The organism is Klebsiella sp. MBT K-1 (assembly GCF_002556465.1).
In the GTDB taxonomy this organism is placed as follows: Bacteria; Pseudomonadota; Gammaproteobacteria; order Enterobacterales; family Enterobacteriaceae; genus Klebsiella; species Klebsiella grimontii.
In genome coordinates this window covers 447,149-465,623 of the sequence record NZ_PDEL01000001.1, presented here as the reverse complement: position 1 = coordinate 465,623, position 18,475 = coordinate 447,149, and the positions used below count along the sequence as shown (strand labels likewise).

The 18,475-nt window shown below is 51.2% G+C and carries 19 protein-coding genes; 6 read left to right on the top strand and 13 right to left on the bottom strand.

Going from position 1 to position 18,475, the window contains the following annotated elements; translation table 11 throughout:
• Positions 1–76: 76 nt before the first annotated feature.
• Both CMQ96_RS02210 and CMQ96_RS02205 read right to left on the bottom strand, forming a co-directional pair.
• The gene (locus tag CMQ96_RS02210; protein WP_032754872.1) at positions 77–592 is read right to left on the bottom strand and encodes an NAD(P)H-dependent oxidoreductase; all 516 of its coding nucleotides are present in this window, start codon (positions 590–592) and stop codon (positions 77–79) included.
• Positions 593–608: 16 nt separating this feature from the next.
• A complete protein-coding gene (locus CMQ96_RS02205; RefSeq protein ID WP_032754870.1) occupies positions 609–1,574 on the bottom strand; it encodes an aldo/keto reductase in 966 nt (321 codons plus the stop codon).
• A 116-nt stretch (positions 1,575–1,690) separates the two neighbouring features.
• On the opposite strand from CMQ96_RS02205, the gene CMQ96_RS02200 reads away from it, so the two are divergent.
• Entirely contained in the window at positions 1,691–2,584 is an 894-nt protein-coding gene (locus CMQ96_RS02200) for a LysR family transcriptional regulator (protein ID WP_032700859.1), read from the top strand.
• Between the two features lie 196 nt (positions 2,585–2,780).
• On the opposite strand, the gene CMQ96_RS02195 is transcribed toward CMQ96_RS02200, so the two are convergent.
• Positions 2,781–3,668, bottom strand: a complete 888-nt coding sequence (locus CMQ96_RS02195; protein ID WP_032700793.1) for a LysR family transcriptional regulator — start codon at positions 3,666–3,668, stop codon at positions 2,781–2,783.
• Positions 3,669–3,810: 142 nt separating this feature from the next.
• Between CMQ96_RS02195 and CMQ96_RS02190 the strand changes: the two genes are divergently transcribed.
• The 3 genes from CMQ96_RS02190 (at position 3,811) to CMQ96_RS02180 (ending at position 6,655) form a co-directional block, all read left to right on the top strand.
• Positions 3,811–5,208 (top strand): amidohydrolase family protein, encoded by a 1,398-nt coding sequence (locus tag CMQ96_RS02190; RefSeq protein WP_032700794.1) that lies wholly within the window; start codon positions 3,811–3,813, stop codon positions 5,206–5,208.
• Between the two features lie 14 nt (positions 5,209–5,222).
• Positions 5,223–5,696: a DMT family transporter gene (locus tag CMQ96_RS02185; protein WP_046622862.1), complete on the top strand. Its 474-nt coding sequence runs from the start codon at positions 5,223–5,225 to the stop codon at positions 5,694–5,696.
• 98 nt (positions 5,697–5,794) lie between these two features.
• Positions 5,795–6,655, top strand: a complete 861-nt coding sequence (locus CMQ96_RS02180) for an SMP-30/gluconolactonase/LRE family protein (protein ID WP_012540029.1) — start codon at positions 5,795–5,797, stop codon at positions 6,653–6,655.
• Between the two features lie 105 nt (positions 6,656–6,760).
• On the opposite strand, the gene CMQ96_RS02175 is transcribed toward CMQ96_RS02180, so the two are convergent.
• Positions 6,761–7,714, bottom strand: a complete 954-nt coding sequence (locus CMQ96_RS02175) for an aromatic alcohol reductase (protein WP_049082425.1) — start codon at positions 7,712–7,714, stop codon at positions 6,761–6,763.
• 69 nt (positions 7,715–7,783) lie between these two features.
• Here CMQ96_RS02175 and CMQ96_RS02170 point away from each other — a divergent pair, with 69 nt between their 5' ends.
• Together CMQ96_RS02170 and CMQ96_RS02165 are read left to right on the top strand one after the other, a co-directional pair.
• Positions 7,784–8,218, top strand: a complete 435-nt coding sequence (locus CMQ96_RS02170) for a helix-turn-helix domain-containing protein (protein WP_012539944.1) — start codon at positions 7,784–7,786, stop codon at positions 8,216–8,218.
• Between the two features lie 329 nt (positions 8,219–8,547).
• On the top strand, positions 8,548–9,504 hold the full coding sequence (locus CMQ96_RS02165; RefSeq protein ID WP_012539955.1) for an alpha/beta hydrolase: 957 nt from the start codon (positions 8,548–8,550) through the stop codon (positions 9,502–9,504).
• Positions 9,505–9,653: 149 nt separating this feature from the next.
• On the opposite strand, the gene CMQ96_RS02160 is transcribed toward CMQ96_RS02165, so the two are convergent.
• The 9 genes from CMQ96_RS02160 to CMQ96_RS28605 form a co-directional block, all read right to left on the bottom strand.
• On the bottom strand, positions 9,654–10,703 hold the full coding sequence (locus tag CMQ96_RS02160; protein WP_049082439.1) for a site-specific DNA-methyltransferase: 1,050 nt from the start codon (positions 10,701–10,703) through the stop codon (positions 9,654–9,656).
• Complete coding sequence (gene mobC / locus CMQ96_RS02155; protein ID WP_032754861.1) at positions 10,696–11,499, bottom strand: MobC family replication-relaxation protein; 804 nt, start codon at positions 11,497–11,499, stop codon at positions 10,696–10,698. The genes CMQ96_RS02160 and mobC overlap by 8 nt, the downstream gene beginning before the upstream one ends.
• An 8-nt stretch (positions 11,500–11,507) precedes the next feature.
• Positions 11,508–13,244 carry a type IV secretory system conjugative DNA transfer family protein gene (locus CMQ96_RS02150; RefSeq protein ID WP_049082426.1) on the bottom strand — a complete coding sequence of 579 codons (1,737 nt, stop codon included), beginning with the start codon at positions 13,242–13,244 and terminating at the stop codon, positions 11,508–11,510.
• 767 nt (positions 13,245–14,011) lie between these two features.
• Positions 14,012–14,314, bottom strand: a complete 303-nt coding sequence (locus tag CMQ96_RS02140) for a TrbM/KikA/MpfK family conjugal transfer protein (protein WP_072032071.1) — start codon at positions 14,312–14,314, stop codon at positions 14,012–14,014.
• 60 nt (positions 14,315–14,374) lie between these two features.
• A complete protein-coding gene (virB11, locus tag CMQ96_RS02135; protein WP_032754854.1) occupies positions 14,375–15,394 on the bottom strand; it encodes a P-type DNA transfer ATPase VirB11 in 1,020 nt (339 codons plus the stop codon).
• Positions 15,384–16,691, bottom strand: coding sequence for a VirB10/TraB/TrbI family type IV secretion system protein (gene virB10 / locus CMQ96_RS02130; RefSeq protein WP_049082428.1), 1,308 nt, complete (start codon positions 16,689–16,691; stop codon positions 15,384–15,386). Before virB10 ends, virB11 begins: the two co-directional genes overlap by 11 nt.
• A complete protein-coding gene (gene virB9, locus CMQ96_RS02125; RefSeq protein ID WP_176518970.1) occupies positions 16,688–17,578 on the bottom strand; it encodes a P-type conjugative transfer protein VirB9 in 891 nt (296 codons plus the stop codon). The genes virB10 and virB9 overlap by 4 nt, the downstream gene beginning before the upstream one ends.
• Positions 17,575–18,258: a virB8 family protein gene (locus CMQ96_RS02120; protein ID WP_032754846.1), complete on the bottom strand. Its 684-nt coding sequence runs from the start codon at positions 18,256–18,258 to the stop codon at positions 17,575–17,577. The genes virB9 and CMQ96_RS02120 overlap by 4 nt, the downstream gene beginning before the upstream one ends.
• On the bottom strand, positions 18,251–18,391 hold the full coding sequence (locus tag CMQ96_RS28605; RefSeq protein WP_032754842.1) for a hypothetical protein: 141 nt from the start codon (positions 18,389–18,391) through the stop codon (positions 18,251–18,253). The genes CMQ96_RS02120 and CMQ96_RS28605 overlap by 8 nt, the downstream gene beginning before the upstream one ends.
• Between the last annotated feature and the right edge of the window lie 84 nt (positions 18,392–18,475).

The following is an 18,475-nucleotide window of genomic DNA, read 5'->3' as shown; positions in this document are numbered from 1 at the left end:
ATAGATAAAAATGTGCCGTTAACGGCAACGGCACATTTGAGGGCGTTTTAAAACACTGATGGTCGCCCGAAAGTAATCAGGCTAATACCGTTTTATATTGTTCGACCTGAGCTGCGATTTCTTCGTCAGTTATCGTCGCGCTTCCGCCTGTAATAAACGGCTTGATGTAGTTCATACCCAGATACCCGGAGATGGTTTCAAAAGACAGCAGGTACTCGCCTACCGTATGTCCGGCAGCGCCATCAGGCTGATAGGCAGACTCTGCACCACCCAGCGAAACGGCCAGCATGAGTTGCTTACCGCGCAGCGCCTGTGTTTCTCCACCATGTGACCAGCCGTACGTCAGTACATCGTCAAGCCACTGTTTAAGAAGTGGCGGCGTGCTGTACCACTGCATAGGAAATTGCAGCACGATACGATCCGTCTTTTCCAGTGCAGCCTGTTCAGCGGCCACGTCGATTTTGCCATCCGGATACAGGTCATACAGATAACGCACTTCAACGTCGGTCAGTGATGCTGCACCTTTTGCCAGGGCTGAGTTTACCCGTGACTGATTAATGTTGGGGTGGGTAACAAATACAGTTGTTTTCATGTCGATCTCTTATTCTTCAGAAGAATGTTTCGTCAATTTCAAGCCGGGATAAAGCTTCATTGATATCATTTAATTCAGCGTCACTGAGCTGAATATTTGCGGCGTGAAAATTCTCTTCGAGCCGGTGTAATTTCGTTGTTCCCGGGATCGGTACGATGTAAGGCTTCTGAGCCAGCTCCCAGGCAAGAACAATCTGTGCTGAAGTTGCGTTGTTTCTTTCCGCGATTTGAGCAATCAAATCCAGTAGCGCCTGGTTATTTTCCATTACTTCAGGTTTGAAGCGCCCCATCATGCCCCGGTAATCGCCTTCCCCGTAAGTTGTATCAGCGGTAACCTGACCACTCAGGAATCCATTACCCAGCGGGCTGTAGGCCATAAAGCCAATATCAAGTTCATCGCAGACTTTGAACAAATCCTGCTCAGGTTTACGCCACATCATTGAATACTGGTCTTCGACCGCGGTGACCGGGCAGATCGCATGAGCCCGGCGTATGTAAGATACGGGCGCATTGGATAAGCCCCAGTACTTAATTTTCCCCTCCGCGATTAGCTCTTTCATTAATCCCGCCACCACTTCCGGCTCAACTTTTGGATCGACACGATGCTGATAAAACAGGTCGATATGGTCGGTTTGCAGACGACTGAGTGAACCTTCCAGTTGCTCTCTGACAGACGCCGGACGGCTGTCTAATACCGGCACCAGCTGTCCATCAATGTTTTCCATTCCGGTCACGCCGAATTTGGTCGCGATGATAACGTTGTCCCTGTGTTTGCTGAGCGCAACACCCAGCAGTTCTTCGTTTTCAAATCCGTAAATGGGGGCAGTGTCGAAAAGGTTGCAGCCCAGTTCTACAGCCTTGTCTATCAGCTTTGTTCGCTCACGGATTTCAACTGAATAGCCGTAGCCATGGTCCATGCCCATACACCCCAGCCCCATTTCCGAGACATGAAGTCCCTGGCTACCTAACCTTCTCATTTTCATGATTATCTAACCCTTTTTTAAAGCATTTCTGATTCTGAGACGTTAAGTATACGGCTGGATTTGTTGCTGAAAAATTGTTAATTTAGAAAGTCAGAATTGCTAAAATCACAATAATGATGAATAAACTTGATGCGCTGAAATTTTTTGTTGCCGCTGCAGAAACGATGAACTTTCGTGAAGCAGCAGTCAGACTGGCCATTTCCCCTTCAGTGGTGACGCGGACTATTGCCGAACTGGAAAATCAGCTCGGCGAGCCACTTTTTAAGCGGAATACCCGATCAATTGTGCTGACCAGCTTTGGTGAGCTTTTCCTGCCGAAGGCCATGCGGCTACTTGAAGATTCAGAGGCCCTTTTTCAGACGGCCCGAGATGACAATGACATGAAGGGCGTTGTGAGGATCACGTTATTCCGGTTTCCCGGCCACGAGCAGGTGTTATATGAGCTTCTTACCTCCCTCGATCCTTATCCTGAGCTGTTTATAGACTGGCGGTTAGACATGATGAAGCTGGATACTGTTCAGAACCGCATTGACATGGGGATCCGTATAGAGCGGGAGCCAAACCCGAATTTTATCGTCAGGCCCATTACGCTGGTTCATCACGCGCTGATGACATCACCCGGGCTCATTGAGAAGCTGGGCGCGCCGAAAAATTTCGACGATCTGCGCCAGCGCTACCCTTTCAGTGGCCTGCTGAATCCTGAAACCGGAAAAGTATTCGAATATATGCTCGATGGCGTTGATACTTTTGTACCGCGCCATCTGGAGTTTTTTACCACCGACTCCCAGTCGGAGATCCAGGCTGCGTTAGCCGGTAAAGCTGTCATTCAGTCGAGTAATCTGGCCTGCAGGGAATACCTTGAAGACGGCAGGCTGGTCAATGTCCTGCCCGAACTGAAACTGGAAACCTGGCAGCTTTATCTTTACAGGCCCTATCAGACCCTGGTACCGCAGCGCATCAGGACCGTTTTTCACATCCTTGAAAGTATTTTACTCAGACACTTCAGTTGAAAGCGGGCCCGGATATTGCTGGCGCTCTTAGCTGGCATCCTCCATAAACCGGAGATGTGAATTATTGAGTAGTGCCTTTCTCCGGGAAGTCGCTGCTCCGGGAGGATCTTACCCGCAGAAACAAAGTCTGCCGCTCGTTCAGGGGCCCTGAATACTGGCGACTTTTAATGTGCAACGGGGAGCTGTGACAGGCGTATCAACTGAATATTTCACCTATCCAGTCTGCAAATGCACGTACAGCAGGGGAAAGAAAACGTTGATGAGGATAAAGTAGCGTGACAGGAACAGACGGCGGCTGCCAGTCGGCCAGAACTTCAACCAACGTTCCTTTCTCCAGGTGTTCTGCTACAACATTTTCAGCAAGCTGCGCCAGTCCGAACCCTTCAAGGCACATTTTTATATAAAGCCCCGTCTCGTTGACGGCTGCCTGCCCACTGACGGATACGGACAGCGTTTCTGTTCCCTTTACAAAACGCAATTCGTCTGTACGCCGGCTTTGTCCGGAAAAATAATGAATAGCCCGATGATGAGACAGATCTTCAGGTGACTGCGGAATACCGTACTCCCTGAGATAGTCGGGAGAGGCGCAGGTTATCCAGCGAAATTCTCCGAGCGGACGAGCTACAAGCGTGGAGTTAAGTAACTCTCCGGTTCTGATCACGCAGTCTACACCCTCCTGAACCAGGTCAACCTGCCGGTCGCTGACGCCGGTCATCAGGTAAATGTCAGGATAACGGCTGTAGAACTCTTTCAGGTTTGGCATGACGATGAAGTGCGCTATACCGCCGGGCATATCAACGCGTAAACGGCCACGGGGGCGCCTGTTCAAATCGGCCAGACTGGCTTCCGTATGTTCAACTAAGGCCAGAATTTCCCGGCACTGCGCCAGATACTGCAGACCTTCCGGAGTAAGGCTGACACGTCTTGTGGTCCGGTTCAGCAGACGCACCTGCAGATATTTCTCCAGGTTTTTGATGGTGCTGGTAACAGTAGAAGAAGGCAGGGAAAGTGTTTCCGCGGCCCGGACGAAGCTTCCGGCCTCAGCCACCCTTATAAAAACCTGCATAGCCTGAATACGATCCACCTGACTGCACTCCTGAATAGCATGTAACGGTGATAATGCTCATTATTCGTAAATTCTGAATGATGAAAACAAGTTAGTCATCTTTTTCAGTTTAAAAAGGAGGCGTATTGTTTCCATTCTGAACCTGAAAGAGACACTTAAAATGACCGATTACATCAGAAATATTGTTAATAATCAGACGGAAAATGCGCCGGTAACCCTGATCCGCGGTGCAACCATACTGAGTATGGATGAGAATGTTGGTAACCATGAACGTGGCGATATTCTTGTCACAGGTTCAACCATCACCGCAATCGGCAAGGACCTGAACGCCGAGGGTGCTCAAGTCATTGATGCCACAAATATGATTGCCATGCCGGGGATGGTCGATTCTCATCGTCACGCCTGGGAAGGTCAGCTGCGCCGCATCAACCCCAACGCCACCTGTCTGGACGACTACAGCAATGCCACGCATTTCTCGTTCGCGAAATATTACCGGCCTGCCGATATCTATGTTGGCAACCTGCTGACGGCGCTGGGCGCGATTGATGCGGGTATCACTACCATGATCGATAACTCGCACAACAGCCGTACCGCAGCGCATTCAGACGCCGCCGTTGAAGCCCTGCTTGATGCCGGTATTCGCGCTATTCATGCGTCCGGTGCGCCGGTAGCAGGCGAATGGGATAAAGCGCACTGGCCTGGCAACTGGCAGCGTCTGCAGGAAAAATATTTCAGGGATAATCCTGATAGTCTTGTGACGCTCGGCGTCATGGCCCAGCTGGAGCCGGAATTGTGGGCCGAGGCCCGCAGGCTGGGGCTGCCAATCGTGACCGAGTTCTTTGGTGCTGAGATGGCCTCCGAGCTTGAATCGCTGCATCAGCAGGGCCTGTTGGGTCCGGACAATATCTTTAACCACTGTACCGCGCTGCCTGATGAGGGCTGGGAAATCCTGCGTGAAGCCGGCGTGCGGGTAAACGTCTGCCCGCGCTCAGATTCGCACTACGGTATTGAAAGCGGGATGTTTGCTATTGAGGCTGCGCAGCGTCATGGCATTACACCGGGTCTGAGCGTGGATAACGAAACGTCTTACAGCACCGACATGTTTATGGAAATGCGCGTGGCGTTTTATCTGCAGCGCGTAATGGGTATGCATAAGCAGCACTGCTGTGATTCAGATCATTCTTTGACAACGATCCCGGCAGCGCAGCTGCTTAAATCGGCAACGGTCGATGGTGCATTTTGTGCCGGTCTGCAGGATAAAGTAGGCAGCCTGACGCCGGGCAAACAGGCCGATCTGATCCTGATTAACGCGGCTGACCTCAACCTTTACCCGAACGGAAATGCATTCGGAACGGTGGTACATGCAGCTGAACGCAGCAACATCGATACCGTGATGATCGGCGGGCGCATCGTCAAGCAGAACGGCAAAGTGCTGGGTGTGGACAGTGAGCGCCTTCGCGCCGCCATTGATGAGTCACGCGAGCATCTATTTGCGGCAGCAGGGTATGAGCCAGACATCTTTGCGGAAAAATTCCTGCCGCTGGTCCAGGCAAACTGACAGGGAATAACAGCATGAGCGCGATTTATTACGTAATAGCTTTTGCAGCGGGCCTGGGTATTACCCTTCAGACGACACTGAACAGTCAGCTCGCAAAAGGGCTCGGCGGAGATCCGGTCACCGCCGCGTTCTTTTCCTTTACGGCCGGGGCGTTGAGCCTCGGGATTTACTCGCTGCTACGTGGAGGGTTATTTACCTCTCTCGCTGCTATTCCTTCGCAGCCTGCGTGGAGTCTGGCGGGCGGCCTGATCGGTGCCTGTGCGTTGTTCAGCTACGTGGTGCTGGCACCGAAAATCGGTTTTTCAGCTCTGCTAGGGCTGGCAATCGTTGGGCAATTACTCTCGTCGCAAATGATTGACCATTTCGGTCTGCTGGGTGCTGTTAGGCGACCGGTTTCGCTGCTCAAACTGGGGGGCATGCTGGTCATGCTGGCAGGTCTCGCCATCATGCTTTTTGGTGACAAACTTTCAGCGCGTTTTTTGCCCTGACAGGGTGAGAATTACTCCTTACGGCGCTCTGCCATAGTGCAGATGGCCGTAAGTTTTTGGTCAGGCGATGCGAAACTTTTATATGCGGGAGAAATAACATGTTTTCAGTGGCTGCTGATGCCAGAAATTTGCTGGGAGAGTGCCCAATCTGGTGCGAGAGGACACGCAGGATTTACTGGACTGACATTGAAGGCAGCGAACTGCTTGCCCTTGAAGAAGACACCAGTGTTGTGATGCGCTGGTCCCTGCCGGAGCGCCTCGGTTCGTTTGCACTTACTGAAAATCCTGACGTTTTACTGATGGGGCTGGCATCCAGATTCGCCTTCTGCGATCTGAATACAGGTACCTTTATGCCGATAGTGGCGTCACCAGGAGGACCGGGAACACGGACAGGGGATGGTCGGTGCGACCGTGAGGGTAATTTCGTCTTCGGGACCATGGATGACGGGTACCCCGCGAAAGTCATAGGAAGATTTCACAGGCTAAATGCAGCGACACTCAGCATTGAGACTCTACCCCTGCCTGAGGTGGCCATCCCGAACAGCATCTGCTTCAGTCCGGACGGCAGCACGATGTATTACTGTGACTCGATGCAGGGCCGTATAATGTGCTGTGATTACCCCTCTATGAATAACCAGCGCGTGTTCACTGTAACAGAAGGAAAGGGGGCGCCTGACGGCTCCTGCGTGGACGCAATGGGCTATATCTGGAATGCCGAATGGGGAGGAAGCCGTGTTGTACGTTATCGTCCGGACGGAACGACGGACCGTATACTGCCCTCTCCAGGAATTCAGAGCACTTGTCCGACACTCGCGGGAGAAGCATTCACAACGCTGTATTGTACCAGTGCCAGCGTGGGTCTTTCTGTGCCGTCAAGGCATGATGGAGCGCTGCTGAGAGCGAAATCAGCCGTATTCCCCGGTTTACCGGAGAGCCGGTTTTCAGCGCACACAGCATAACCGCTTTGCTATCAGTGCCAACAGGGGGAACAGAGTCTTTCTCATCACCGTATTCGGATAGGCAGGAGAAAGACTCTGGTATTTATTACAGCAGCTTAAATACGTTTATAGCGAGCTGCCCGGGGCCAGGTTTGCATTAATCCAGGCTGCCACATCGGTGACCCGAATGTTATGGCGTTCATTGAATGTCTGCTTTTTATCCCATGCAACTCCCCGCCCCTGCGCAAAAACGGCACGATACTTAGACATCATGTCTTGTGGGTTGAGCGCCAGTTTATCTATCAGATATTCTTCGCTCCATACCGTGCAGTCGAAAGGGTGGCCAAGCGCTGATTGCAGCTTATCTGCAACCTCTGCGTAGGTCAGTGTATCACCGGCGATATACACAATTTCATTACGGATGCGAGGAGTTGTAAATACGATCGCTGCCGTCAGCACCCCGATATCATCAGGTGTTGTCAGCGTCATGGTGTTGTCAATGCTGCCGAGTGCGTGAACAGTATCGTTCTGCAGATCGACCACACCGAAGTCTGGTTCGAACAAATAGCTCATGAAGATGCCGGTCGAAATGATGACCCACTCAGTTTCATGCTGGCTGCGTAGTAAATCACGCACGTCAATCTGCGCGTCGAAGATGTCTTGTGGACTGCCACGTCCGATGGCATCAAAATCGGCACCAAACTGCCATGGAAAATAGCGTGGAATTCGCGCCTGCAGGGCCGCCTGCGCCAGTTTCATTGGTGTATTTATTCCGGCCGCGTACCCCGTGCAGCCAACGACTGTGTCAAATTGCGCAAAGAGGCTGGCCAAATCGTCGACAGAACTCATGACGAGATCGCCCGTGACTATATTAATACCGAGGTTTCTGATTTCCGTGATAACTAATTTTTTTACAGGTTCATCTGACGTTACGGTACTTTCGCGCAGCAGTACGCTGATTTTCGTTCCCTCCACATCTTTTGCCCGAAGGGCAAGATTTCGCAGAACGGGGAGGCCCAGCTCACCGGCACCGAGCACGAGGATTTTCTCAGACGTAGCGTTAAGATCAGTTTTGTTCATAATCTGGCCTTACATGAATTGTTGCGCCACTCTAGCAATTCATAACAGGCTAAAAAAGAAGGTACACGTATGATACCGGGAATCTGTGAAATGGATCGGGACGAAATTCTTCAGTATTCGCAGGCTGTTTGTAAGGGTCTGAGAGACGATGATGATGGCTTGCGGCGGGAGGTACTGGCTCATGCAGGCAGTCGATGGTCACTGGGTATCGTCAACACGCTTGGCGTTTATGGCAGACTACGTCACGCCGAAATTGGCAGGCGTATGCACGGAGTGACTCAGCGCATGCTGACACGTACATTACGACAGCTTGAGCGCGACGGACTGGTTATTCGCCATGATTTCAGTGAAATCCCGCCACGAGTCGAATACGAGCTGTCCGATACAGGTATGGAGTTACTTGTGCGAATGATCCCGCTGTGGACCTGGATTGTCGATAATGCTGATCGCTTTCGTGAAGACCGGTTGAGATATGAAAAAAATAACAATAACCCAAGGGCGTAACTGGCTATGAATATAAATATCACTTTTTGTGATTTGTAGATAATACAAGTGTTTGAATTGATGAGCCTTTCGATATGTATGTATACAGTAGTCATCCGGAGACAGAACCGATTTCACCAAGCTTGGTCGGGATGGTGTAATTACAGAGGATTATATTTTACGTATGTCTGACATCAATGTTAGTCTGTACATATTTCAAATGGGTGTTAAAGCGAATTTTATTTTTTGCTACCATTAATTCGGCCTTGAAAATTATCTGACAGGATGGCCTACCCTTTCAGAATTATAGATGGGCTGGTGAAACAATATTTAAAAACTGGTGTTTTTTTATGATTTCTAAAGAAAACAATGAAATATCTTCTAATTATCATGATCTTCCTGGTTATGTTCATGGGGCGAAAATTATCCAAGTCGCCTTGACTAAAACCCCTATAGATAATATTAGTGATGTGGTTTATGAGACAGTAAAAAAAACTCGTTCTGTCAGGCAATTGCATATGTCTTTTCTTGTTCCTCGTACCAACATTTTGAAACCAGGTATCATTTATTTTCCTGGGGGTGGGTTTATGACCGCTGAACACAACAAATTTGTGGAGATGCGCATGGCTTTAGCGGAGGCTGGCTTTGTTGTTGCAGCGGCAGAATACAGGACAATTCCTGATACTTTCCCTGCGCCAGTGATAGATGCTAAAGCAGCAGTAAGATACCTTCGTCAACATGCCCATGATTATGGCATTGACCCCTCACGAATTGGTGTAATTGGCGATTCTGCTGGAGGCTGGCTGGCGCAGATGCTTGGTACCACTAATGGCGATAAGTCATTCGATCACGGCGATTTTCTCAGCCAGTCCGCTGATGTGCAGGCTGTCGCTACGCTTTACGGAATATCAGATCTGCGTAACATAGGTGACGGTTTTCCGGATCTCCGACAAAAAGTGCATCAGTCTCCTGCAGTCACGGAGTCACTGCTAATTAATGGTGTGGCTTTCAAGAATTTTGCAGGTGCCTCAATCAGTTCTGTACCTGAAAAAGCGATAAATGCAAGCCCCATAGGGCGTCTCAAGGGATGTAAACCTCCGTTCCTAATAATGCATGGAAGTAAGGATACATTAGTATCACCTAAACAGAGCGCAACGCTTTACAAAGCCCTTTTGGAATCGGGAAACAAAGCGGACTACGTCCTTATCGAAGGCGCAGAACACGGTGATGATCACTGGTATCAACCCGTTGTCATAAATAGGGTTGTTGACTGGTTCCGCGTGCATCTTTGTCCTGAAAATATATGACGACTGACGCTTTGCTGAATCACTCAGACTGTTTGGTAGCAACGTCCGCTTTTGGCACAAAGCTGTCTGTCAGGTTAGGTTATGGCCTTGAGCCATAAAAATGTTAGCTCAAATCTTCGCTAACATTTTTAGAGGCATTTTACCCGAATTCAATTGTCAATGTGTATTCCTGCATCACCAGAACGAGCTGCGGTACTCCGTGCTGCCGCAATACGCCCGTGAGCAATTTCCACATAATCCGCTTCCCGCTCAATACCGATGAAACAGAAACCTTCCATCGCCGCAGCTTTGCCGGTGCTTCCACTCCCCATAAAGGGATCAAGTACAGTGCCGCCTGGAGGGGTAACCAGGCGGCAGAGGTAACGCATCAGTTCGGTGGGCTTTACACACATATGATTGTTACGCTCACCACGATCTTTTTTGCTGGCTTTCGCACAATAAAAAAACCGACTGGCGCTGCTAATTTCTGCCTGTTGAGGAGTATCCGGGAACATAGCAAGTACTTCATCACTGCCATCATGGATAAGATTGGCAGGCCATCGGCCATCGGGGTTTCCTTGCCTGGCGATACCCCCGTCACCTTTATTTCTGCCTCGCCACATGTGGTTAGGATCGGAACCTCCCGGTCCATTTGGATAATCATAGGGGGATTCCCCCTCTGCCAGAGGGATCCTGCATTCTCTGACATTCAGAACGCCGGTACCATAAACGAGAACGTTCGATGCCATGGATCCCCTGAATGGCTTACGGGCAAGGGTAATAGGCTCCAGAGCCGGTTTCAACGCGTTATGAGATTTAGGAAAACCCGAGCCGTATACCCATCCCAGCATTCCGTCATGTCCGAATGCCGCATCCAGCAATTTGAGCTGATCCGACGATAAACTTTCAATGAGGACCTGAGCAGCAGTGCTGGTCTCGTAGAGAAATACGATCATGTCACGTATTTCAAATCCTGCATCCTCAATACGCGCTGCCATCCTGTGTTGAGTACGGGATCCCGCGAAGGACAGCAGATGACCACCGGGTTTAAGTAAGCGCAGACATTCTTCCCAGATGGCTTGTGAAGGAACATCATAGTCCCATGCCTTACCCATGAATTTAATACCATAGGGCGGGTCGGTCACGATGCTGTCCACCGAGTTGCCCGGCATACTGCGCAGTACGTCAAGGCAGTCGCCATGGGTCAGAACGTCATGCATGGTATTCCCTCCCGTCATCGCCATGAGCTGATGAAGAAGGGGCTTCCTGTTTATCATTGATACTCTCTTCCAGTTCATCAATTGTGCGGAACAGAAACATCTCGCGGTTTTTCGCATCAAACGGAACGGGCACAATGTTTCTCATCACCGTCCTGATGCTGGCAAACAGCCTGATCAGCGACTCCTTGGTTTTATCATCCGGCATCACATACATCGCATAGTGCCAGCGCCCGGCGTCGCTGGCGGCCAGATGACTGTTAATGATGCTGAGGTAACGGGCACGTGTTTTCATCGTTCGCTCTGTTTCCACCGCAACGATGGCGCCGCTGCTTAAGGTAATAATGCCGTCTGGTCGGTGTCGGACACCCGGATATCGCGCTATAAACTCTCCCCGATCGCCGTTAAGCCAGCCCGTACCGCCTTTTTCCTCTAGTGCGATCCTGACCCGCTGGTTTAACAGGCGATGCTCCAGCGTCCAGTGTCTGAGTTTGCCCGGCTCAAAATAGGCAGGGAAAACCTTGTCATTAGCGCTAACCACCATTGCCAGTCCCTGCATGGTGATCCCCCACAATGATTTTTTTCCGGTCAATACCGGGTATTTATGTTTATTCAAGAAGCCCATCGCAACCGCTTTATTAAGCAGGTTATACATCGCATGGTTATGTTTCCCTTTATAGCCGACAACTTTTTTTAAGGTCCGGAAATCAGAAAATGTTTCTTCTTTGAGAAAATACAACAATGCCCGCATTCTCTTTTTTGCGGTTTCATTTCTTTCAGCAACGTTATGAATAAGCATAGATAGCCTCACAGGTTAATGGAGGGTTTGTGGTTCTGGCTTTCTTTTTCGGTGTGCGAAGGGTTTTTATGCTCAAATGAAAACAGGTCGATATATTTCTTTTTCACAGGTATGTGGGATAGTTTGGTTGCCTTCGCTAGGTCATTCTGGGTAAAAACAAAACCAACAAATTGGGGGAGGTTAAGCAACATATTGCTGTCTATATAATATCGTTCAGCCTGGCGGATCATCCTGTCTGTTTCCATTTTCTCCGTCAGGGAAATATCCGTTTTAACTTTCCTCATTTCATCGTCAACCAGTATAGAGCCTGTCATTCTGGCGACCCAGTCGGCAGTATCCGGATCGCGAAGGCGATAAACCAGCATAAACTTGCAATTCTCAATCACCGAACCGGCAACGGCATCACCCTCCAGATCTGCCGGACAGTCATATAAATCTTTTACCGACTGGTGAGCCATGATGATATGCACACCTTTATCCCTCGCTGCGCCAAGTCCTTCAAGCGCAGGGCGGGACAGGTGATACTTGAGTTCATCAAGGAAAATAGCGACAGGACGAGGTTTGCCTTTTATCCGATCACGCGTTTCGGCTATCTGAATCAGGCGAGTTAAAATCATTCGCTGAGCCGATATGATTTTCTGGTTACGCATCGAGCCGATGATGTAGCAGCATCCGCCTTCATCAAAAATGGTCTTTAAGGAAAATCCGTTGCGGGCATTAATGGAATTCACTAAAGCGATTTCCTCAAGCTCGCCATAAAAAGCAGGCACATCTTCACTGAGAGATTTCACAAAGTCAGTGTTGAATAAATCACGTAATGTCATGCCATTTTCATAAATAGCAGCCGTGTTTCTCGCTGCACGGCGATCGGCAATACGATAAAAGTCAGCACCTTCGCCTTTTTTACCCAGGCTGAAACCGGCATTAAACAGTTCTTCCAGTTGTTCATGAGAAATATCAGCCAGTAAATCAAGCTGGAAATTAAGGTCGTTCAGGTTAATAAGAACAAATTTTTTTCCAGCTTTCTGACAGGCTTCCCGCATAACATGTGGTGCCCACTCATCATTTTTGGGATCTTCGACAAACACGCCTTCACCTGCAAGTATTGCCTGATAAAGCAGAACACAGACGCTCACCCCTTTACCGGAGCCTGTGGTGCCGATAAGGTCGGCATGTTGGGTCTGAAATTCTTCGGGGGTGATATATTGCGGCTGATTATCTTTATCCAGTCCGATAAAGATACCGTTATTGAGGTCAATATAATCCAGCGGATTATATGCAATGCTGTCAGGTAACATGTCTCTGACTTCACGAACATCCGTTCTGACATTTCTTTCCAGCTTGCTTTTTTTAATCATCCGATGTTTCAGACTGTCGACTTCTCCGACCAGAAGCCTTCGGGCAGTAATATGAAAAGCCAGACCAGCAAGGGTAAATCCGACAGTCAGTATCCAGAGTGATAATCTGAGCAGAATGTTATTGTCGAGTACTTTAAAGAAAAAACTCAGCCCCTGAATGGTCAGCGGTGACAGGGTGCCAAATATGAAAAAGAAGGTGGATATACCCGCCACCGATTTTAACCAGAAGGGGGCGTTTTTTCTTTCTTCACGTGGCAGATGAAAGATGAATGGCAGCGTCAGCCCGGCAAATATGGATAATATTACCGGGTTGTGTTGCAGCCACAGCAGAAAAAAAGAAAAGGCATCCGAAAAGGCATTCAGCCTTTGCATCAGATGAGTTCCCATTGCAGTGATCTCCGGTCTGATTTCGGTGTGACGGCGCATCACATGGGCGTCACCAATGGACGTCACACCCCACGCCCATACGCGACGCCTATTGATGACGCCCATAAAAGAATGAAAAGCATTGAACGTCTCCGACGCTCATGCCCGTGATCCGCGCTTTCAGAAAACAGCCGACCAGTGGTCGTCCGTCTCCTGAAACGCCCGAATGACGGGCAACGGCGTGTGACATTACGCTCGGGCTGGACGCTCTCACTGCATGTCACATGGGGGTAATGTCGCATCTGGACGCCGCGCCAAAACCCCCAGGGTCAACGGCGGCACACCGTCGCACGCTACGCGCGACCACCCCCTTTAAGACGGTCGCTTTCGCCTTTTTCTTCCCTTTACTCGTTCCTCGTAGCGGGAATAAAAGGGAAGCTGACCTTTAAAGAGGGTGGTCGCGCCACGCTACCGGCTTTTGGCCGGAGACTTATCTGCGACGGTGTGCGGGGCGATGCCCCCCAAATAAACCGCTGTCGTGGGCGACAGCTTTTCGCTCGCTGGGGCGGCGAAATTTATCCGGCTCCCCCCGGCCTGCAAAATCCGCGTGGGCGCGGCTGTTTGCAGGTGAGGCGCGGTGCCTGAATTATTTTCGCTCCTTAACCCGTGAAAATATTTCTGTCCGCTGCCTCATTTTTACGGCCCCTGTTTCTTCGCTCCTTAATCCGCGAAAAACAGAAGCCATAAAAACCTGAAAACCGTCACGCTCTCCGCCCGTCTCGCCAGTATTAACCACGAACGCGGCCATATTTACTGATGACCTGACTAATAGCCGCCGGGTCTGCCGAAACACATTCAAGTAAAAACGATTTTCTGGCATCGGCCGTATGGTCAGGAAGAAAACCGTGTTTATTCTCTTTCACGATATTAAAGAATGCCCGTTCAGCGGAATGACATTCACTGCTGCCGCTGTTTCCCGTTGTTTTACCGTACATGCATAAAACCACTTCGCAGGCTTCAGCGGTCGTTGCGGATGTTGAACATGACGCCATAACGCCGAGAAATAATAAGGAGAGTATGACTTTCTTCATTTCAGTCACCGGTATGATTAATGAAAGGTTGCGTATTTAGGGTAATGTTATTTGCCAGAGTTATTGTCTGAATGCCTCTTTCATGCTTTTTAAATGAACTGGCTTAAAGTAAATATCACTCATCCGGCGCACATCGCCGTGTATGTCAATACTGACGATGACATCAATGCTTTTAAGTACCTTGCGTAACAGCACATCAAAAGGAATATTCCGGCAGTCGGGGTTTTCATAGCAGCGGTCAATGATCCCTTCAATACATTCTTCCGGGCTGCCTGCATGCAGGGAGGTGATTAATCCCTCATGCCCGGAACCAATAATTTTAAGCGCGTCCCATGCCTCCCGCCCACGAATTTCCGCCAGTAATATCCGGTCAGGGTTCATCCGATAATTAGCACGGATCAGCCTGCCGGGGGTGACAATGGCATTATCCCCGCCATCCGCCGGGTAAAAAAGATGCACATAATTGGCGTGGTGATAAAAATGGATTTCGGGATTATCTTCGATTGTGGTCAGCCGAAGATGCAGTGGAATATAATGCAGCAGCGTTTTCATATAGGTGGTTTTACCGGAGCCGGTTTCACCCACAATAAAAATCGTTTTGCCATATTCCACGGCCTTTTCCATAAAACGGGGGATATTCCCGCTGTGATATAACTGAACCAGTGCATCATCCTGGCTTTCCGTTTTCTCCTGACCAGCCACACGCTGATAAAATCCTGCATCAATCCATGACTGATGTGTTTTCTGCTCAAACGAAGGCTTGCGCAGCGTAATGGATACCGTATTACGCTCACAGGCCGGGGGAATAATCGCCTGAATACGTTCGCCGGATCTTAATGTTGCAGAAAGGATGGGTGATGTATCGTCAATATTGTCGTCTTGCCAGGATGCCAGCGCCCTGGCAAAGGCATGACACTGACGCAGCGTGATCGGGGATGCCTGTTTTTGCCAATTCCCCCGGATTTTCGTATGCAGTTCGCCCGGTCGGTTAACGGCAATTTCTGTCAGGCCATCCTGCGCAAGAAAATCACCAAAGAGCCGGTTTTTCATAAAGTCCAGTGACAGGTTTTCAGCGTTCATACCATTTCTTTTTCAGCCGTAGTTGATAAACAGAGGAAAAATCAATATCCGTGCCGGTCATGATGCCGATCACATCGCCCTGGTTCAGGTACATCGTGGGCGGGATACTGATGCTGTTTTCCAGCGTCGTTTTCGCCATTTCCGCCGTGGCGGCGCGGGTATTTTCGGTATAGTCGGTATTGCGGTCTTTACCCGGCGCGGCATCTGATGCCGCTGCTGCCACGTCCTGTACGGTACTCAGCATCAGGGCGTTGCCGAAACGCTCCCAGAAATGGCTGTCGATCCAGCCTGCGATCCCTGCCTCACCAAGCGGGCCGGTGGCCTGCGTATCGGTGAGCGGGATTTGCAGGCTGCCGGGCTCCGGTGTGCGCAGCTCCGTCCACAGCACAAACATCCGGCTGCGCCCGTGTTGCAGTGCGCCGGTGCGGTAGACGCCACGGGCGACCGTTCCTGCCGGGATCAGCTTCACATGGTTACTGGCGCTCCAGACATTCTCACCGATCAGGCAGGAGATATGACCGCCAACATCGGATACGAAGCGCCGCATCATCGAACACGGAATATAGTGATCTACCGGGATATAGAGATCGGGATCAAGGCCCAGCCGCCTGACACCGGTGACGCGGGCAACGCCCGGATTGTCGTTGTTATTGCTGCCTGCCGGTGCTGTCGTTTCCGGGCAGCGCAGGCGTCCATCTTCGCCACTGACCAGTACCGACTGACAGGATGTGTACGCCGTGGAGGCTGACTGGCTGCCCGACGTTTCCGTGTTGCTGCGCAAACCGCTTCGGGACGAGCGTGTATTGTCGCCTGACCCTGTACTGCCGCTGTTCAGCCCGTCTGTCAGTGCTGCCGCCTTGTTCAGGGCGGGTGGTCCAGGCGGCAGAGCTGGAGTGGCCGGGGCGCTCTGACTGGCAGGGCCTGCGCTTTCCTGCCTCCCTGGCCCGAACAGGCCAAACGGGTTACTGTCCATGCCCAGATTCTTACGCTCCTGCTGCACCGCCCCGGAAGAGGGCGGCGGCGCGGTGTCAGATTTTTTCTCACCATCCCTTTTCAGGGCGCTGAGAAGACGATCGCCACCGGATGCCAGCGCGATGACCAGGACCAGACTCAGCAGGCTGACGATCAGTGTGCGGCGACCGGACGCCTTACGGAAACGGGTCACTTCCGGCTGGCCGGGCGGCTTTTTCTGCTCCGGCTCCTGATATGTCATTGCCGCGCGGGCGCGTTCACGGGCTTCCGCTTCCCGCTCTGCGGTGGTTTTTTCCGGTTCGTCCGGGAAAGATTTTTCGGTCATTTTGCCTCCAGCGTAACGGACGGCGAAACGGTGCCACTGTTGGTCAGCGGGATACGCCCGAATCCGTCGTTTTCGATCCCCACCACCGAGGTGCCGTAACGCAGAACCAGCTGCGGTGATGCCGGAACCACCATCACGGTGTGGTTGCCCCGTTTAACCGTTCCGGGCGTGACCGCCTGCTCCTGGCCGTTAATCACCCGGAAGACAGAAGGCAGGGTTTTCGTGGGGGAAAAACCGATATACGCGAAACGACCGTCATCCCAGGTAAAGTCCGGGGCGATGAAGGCTGAGCCAGCTGCCACCCGTTTTGTATAGCGCCAGTTGCGCGGCGTGGTGGCCTTCCCGAATGCCGCCGATATCCGCTGCCGGTCCAGTGCTTCCTGCTGATGTTGCTGACGGGCGGCGCTGGCAACTGCAGTCTTTTTTCGCAGTTCGTCGGGATAGCGGTAGCGGATAACAAAGGCCTGAGCGGGCGAGTCGCGGTCCAGCACGTTCAGCTCCAGGCTGTAATCGCGCTTCGAGGTCACCACGAACAGATTGGTTTTCCAGTCTTTTGCCGTCGGCAGAAAGACCTGGCTGATGTTGTTGCCGCTGGCATCCGTGACTGGCTGGGCGATGGGATTCGGGCTGACACCCACCCGGTTATCGCTTTTCGTCACGGTCCAGCCTCTGGGAAAACCCGCCTGCGCATCGATGACTGTTTCATCGTCATCAAATACCAGCATGGTGACGTAGCCGGGTCGGGTACTGACGACCGTGACGTTCTGGCTGTTGTACGTGACGTTCTGCATCCGGCTGTCATACGCGCTGCCGCGCGGTGTCGCCGAGCTCCATGCCACGCATGACGCCAGTAAACCCGTGAGGAGCAGAATGTGTTTCAGCATCATTCCCCCCTCAGCTCTTTGTCGCGCTGGTAGCTGGTGACGATAAAGCCCAGCGGGTTCACTTCGCGCTGGCTGTCGGTCAGTTGCCGGTGCGGGACGTAGCGGTATGTGAGGCGGATATTCCAGACATCCGTTTTCACGGAATTATCAGCAATACGGCGGATAGTGCGCTTGATACGCAGGGTTGCCAGATTATCCGGCCCGGTGGCAGGCGCATGCACATTGGAAATAATGTCGATATCAACAATATATTCCGCCTTGTTAAAAATCACGTCCGGTGCCTGGTCGCCGTTAAACCCGTCCAGATAGTCCCGGTTCACGCTGTCGCTGTTAAATAACTGCACGTCGTCATAATCACGCTGGAGGGAGAAATAATTATATCCTTCGCGAAGTCTGACATAGTGTGCTGCCAGTGAATGTGCCAGCGCTTTTTCAGCAGCAATATCCCGCTCCTTCACGCGGGTCATATATTCATAGCGACCGGTCTGTTTATCCACTGACCATAATTCAGTGTCGGTGGTTTTCAGCGGCAGCAGAATAATAATGGCCGCAATCGCCATTGCGGCCAGAACCAGTCCGGCAGCGGCCACCCGCCAGGCGGTTTTTCGGGACCGCTCTTCCTTTTCCAGCAGGATGGATTCAAAAGAGCGGGAAACATTAACAATGTTCTGAATATTAGACATGGTGAGCCAGCTCCTGAATGATGGCGGGGGAATTCACCGGCTCGGGTTCGCCGGATACCGGCGGTAGGTCGCCCTGATGCTGTGCGCAGCCCGTGAGCGCGCACAGCATCAGAAGGAAGATGCTGAATTTCATGGAAGCCCCTTATCGAATGCATGCAGGAATGCCGTACCGGTGGCGCAGGCCACCGCGTGACGGGGAAAGGAAATTAAGGGTCGG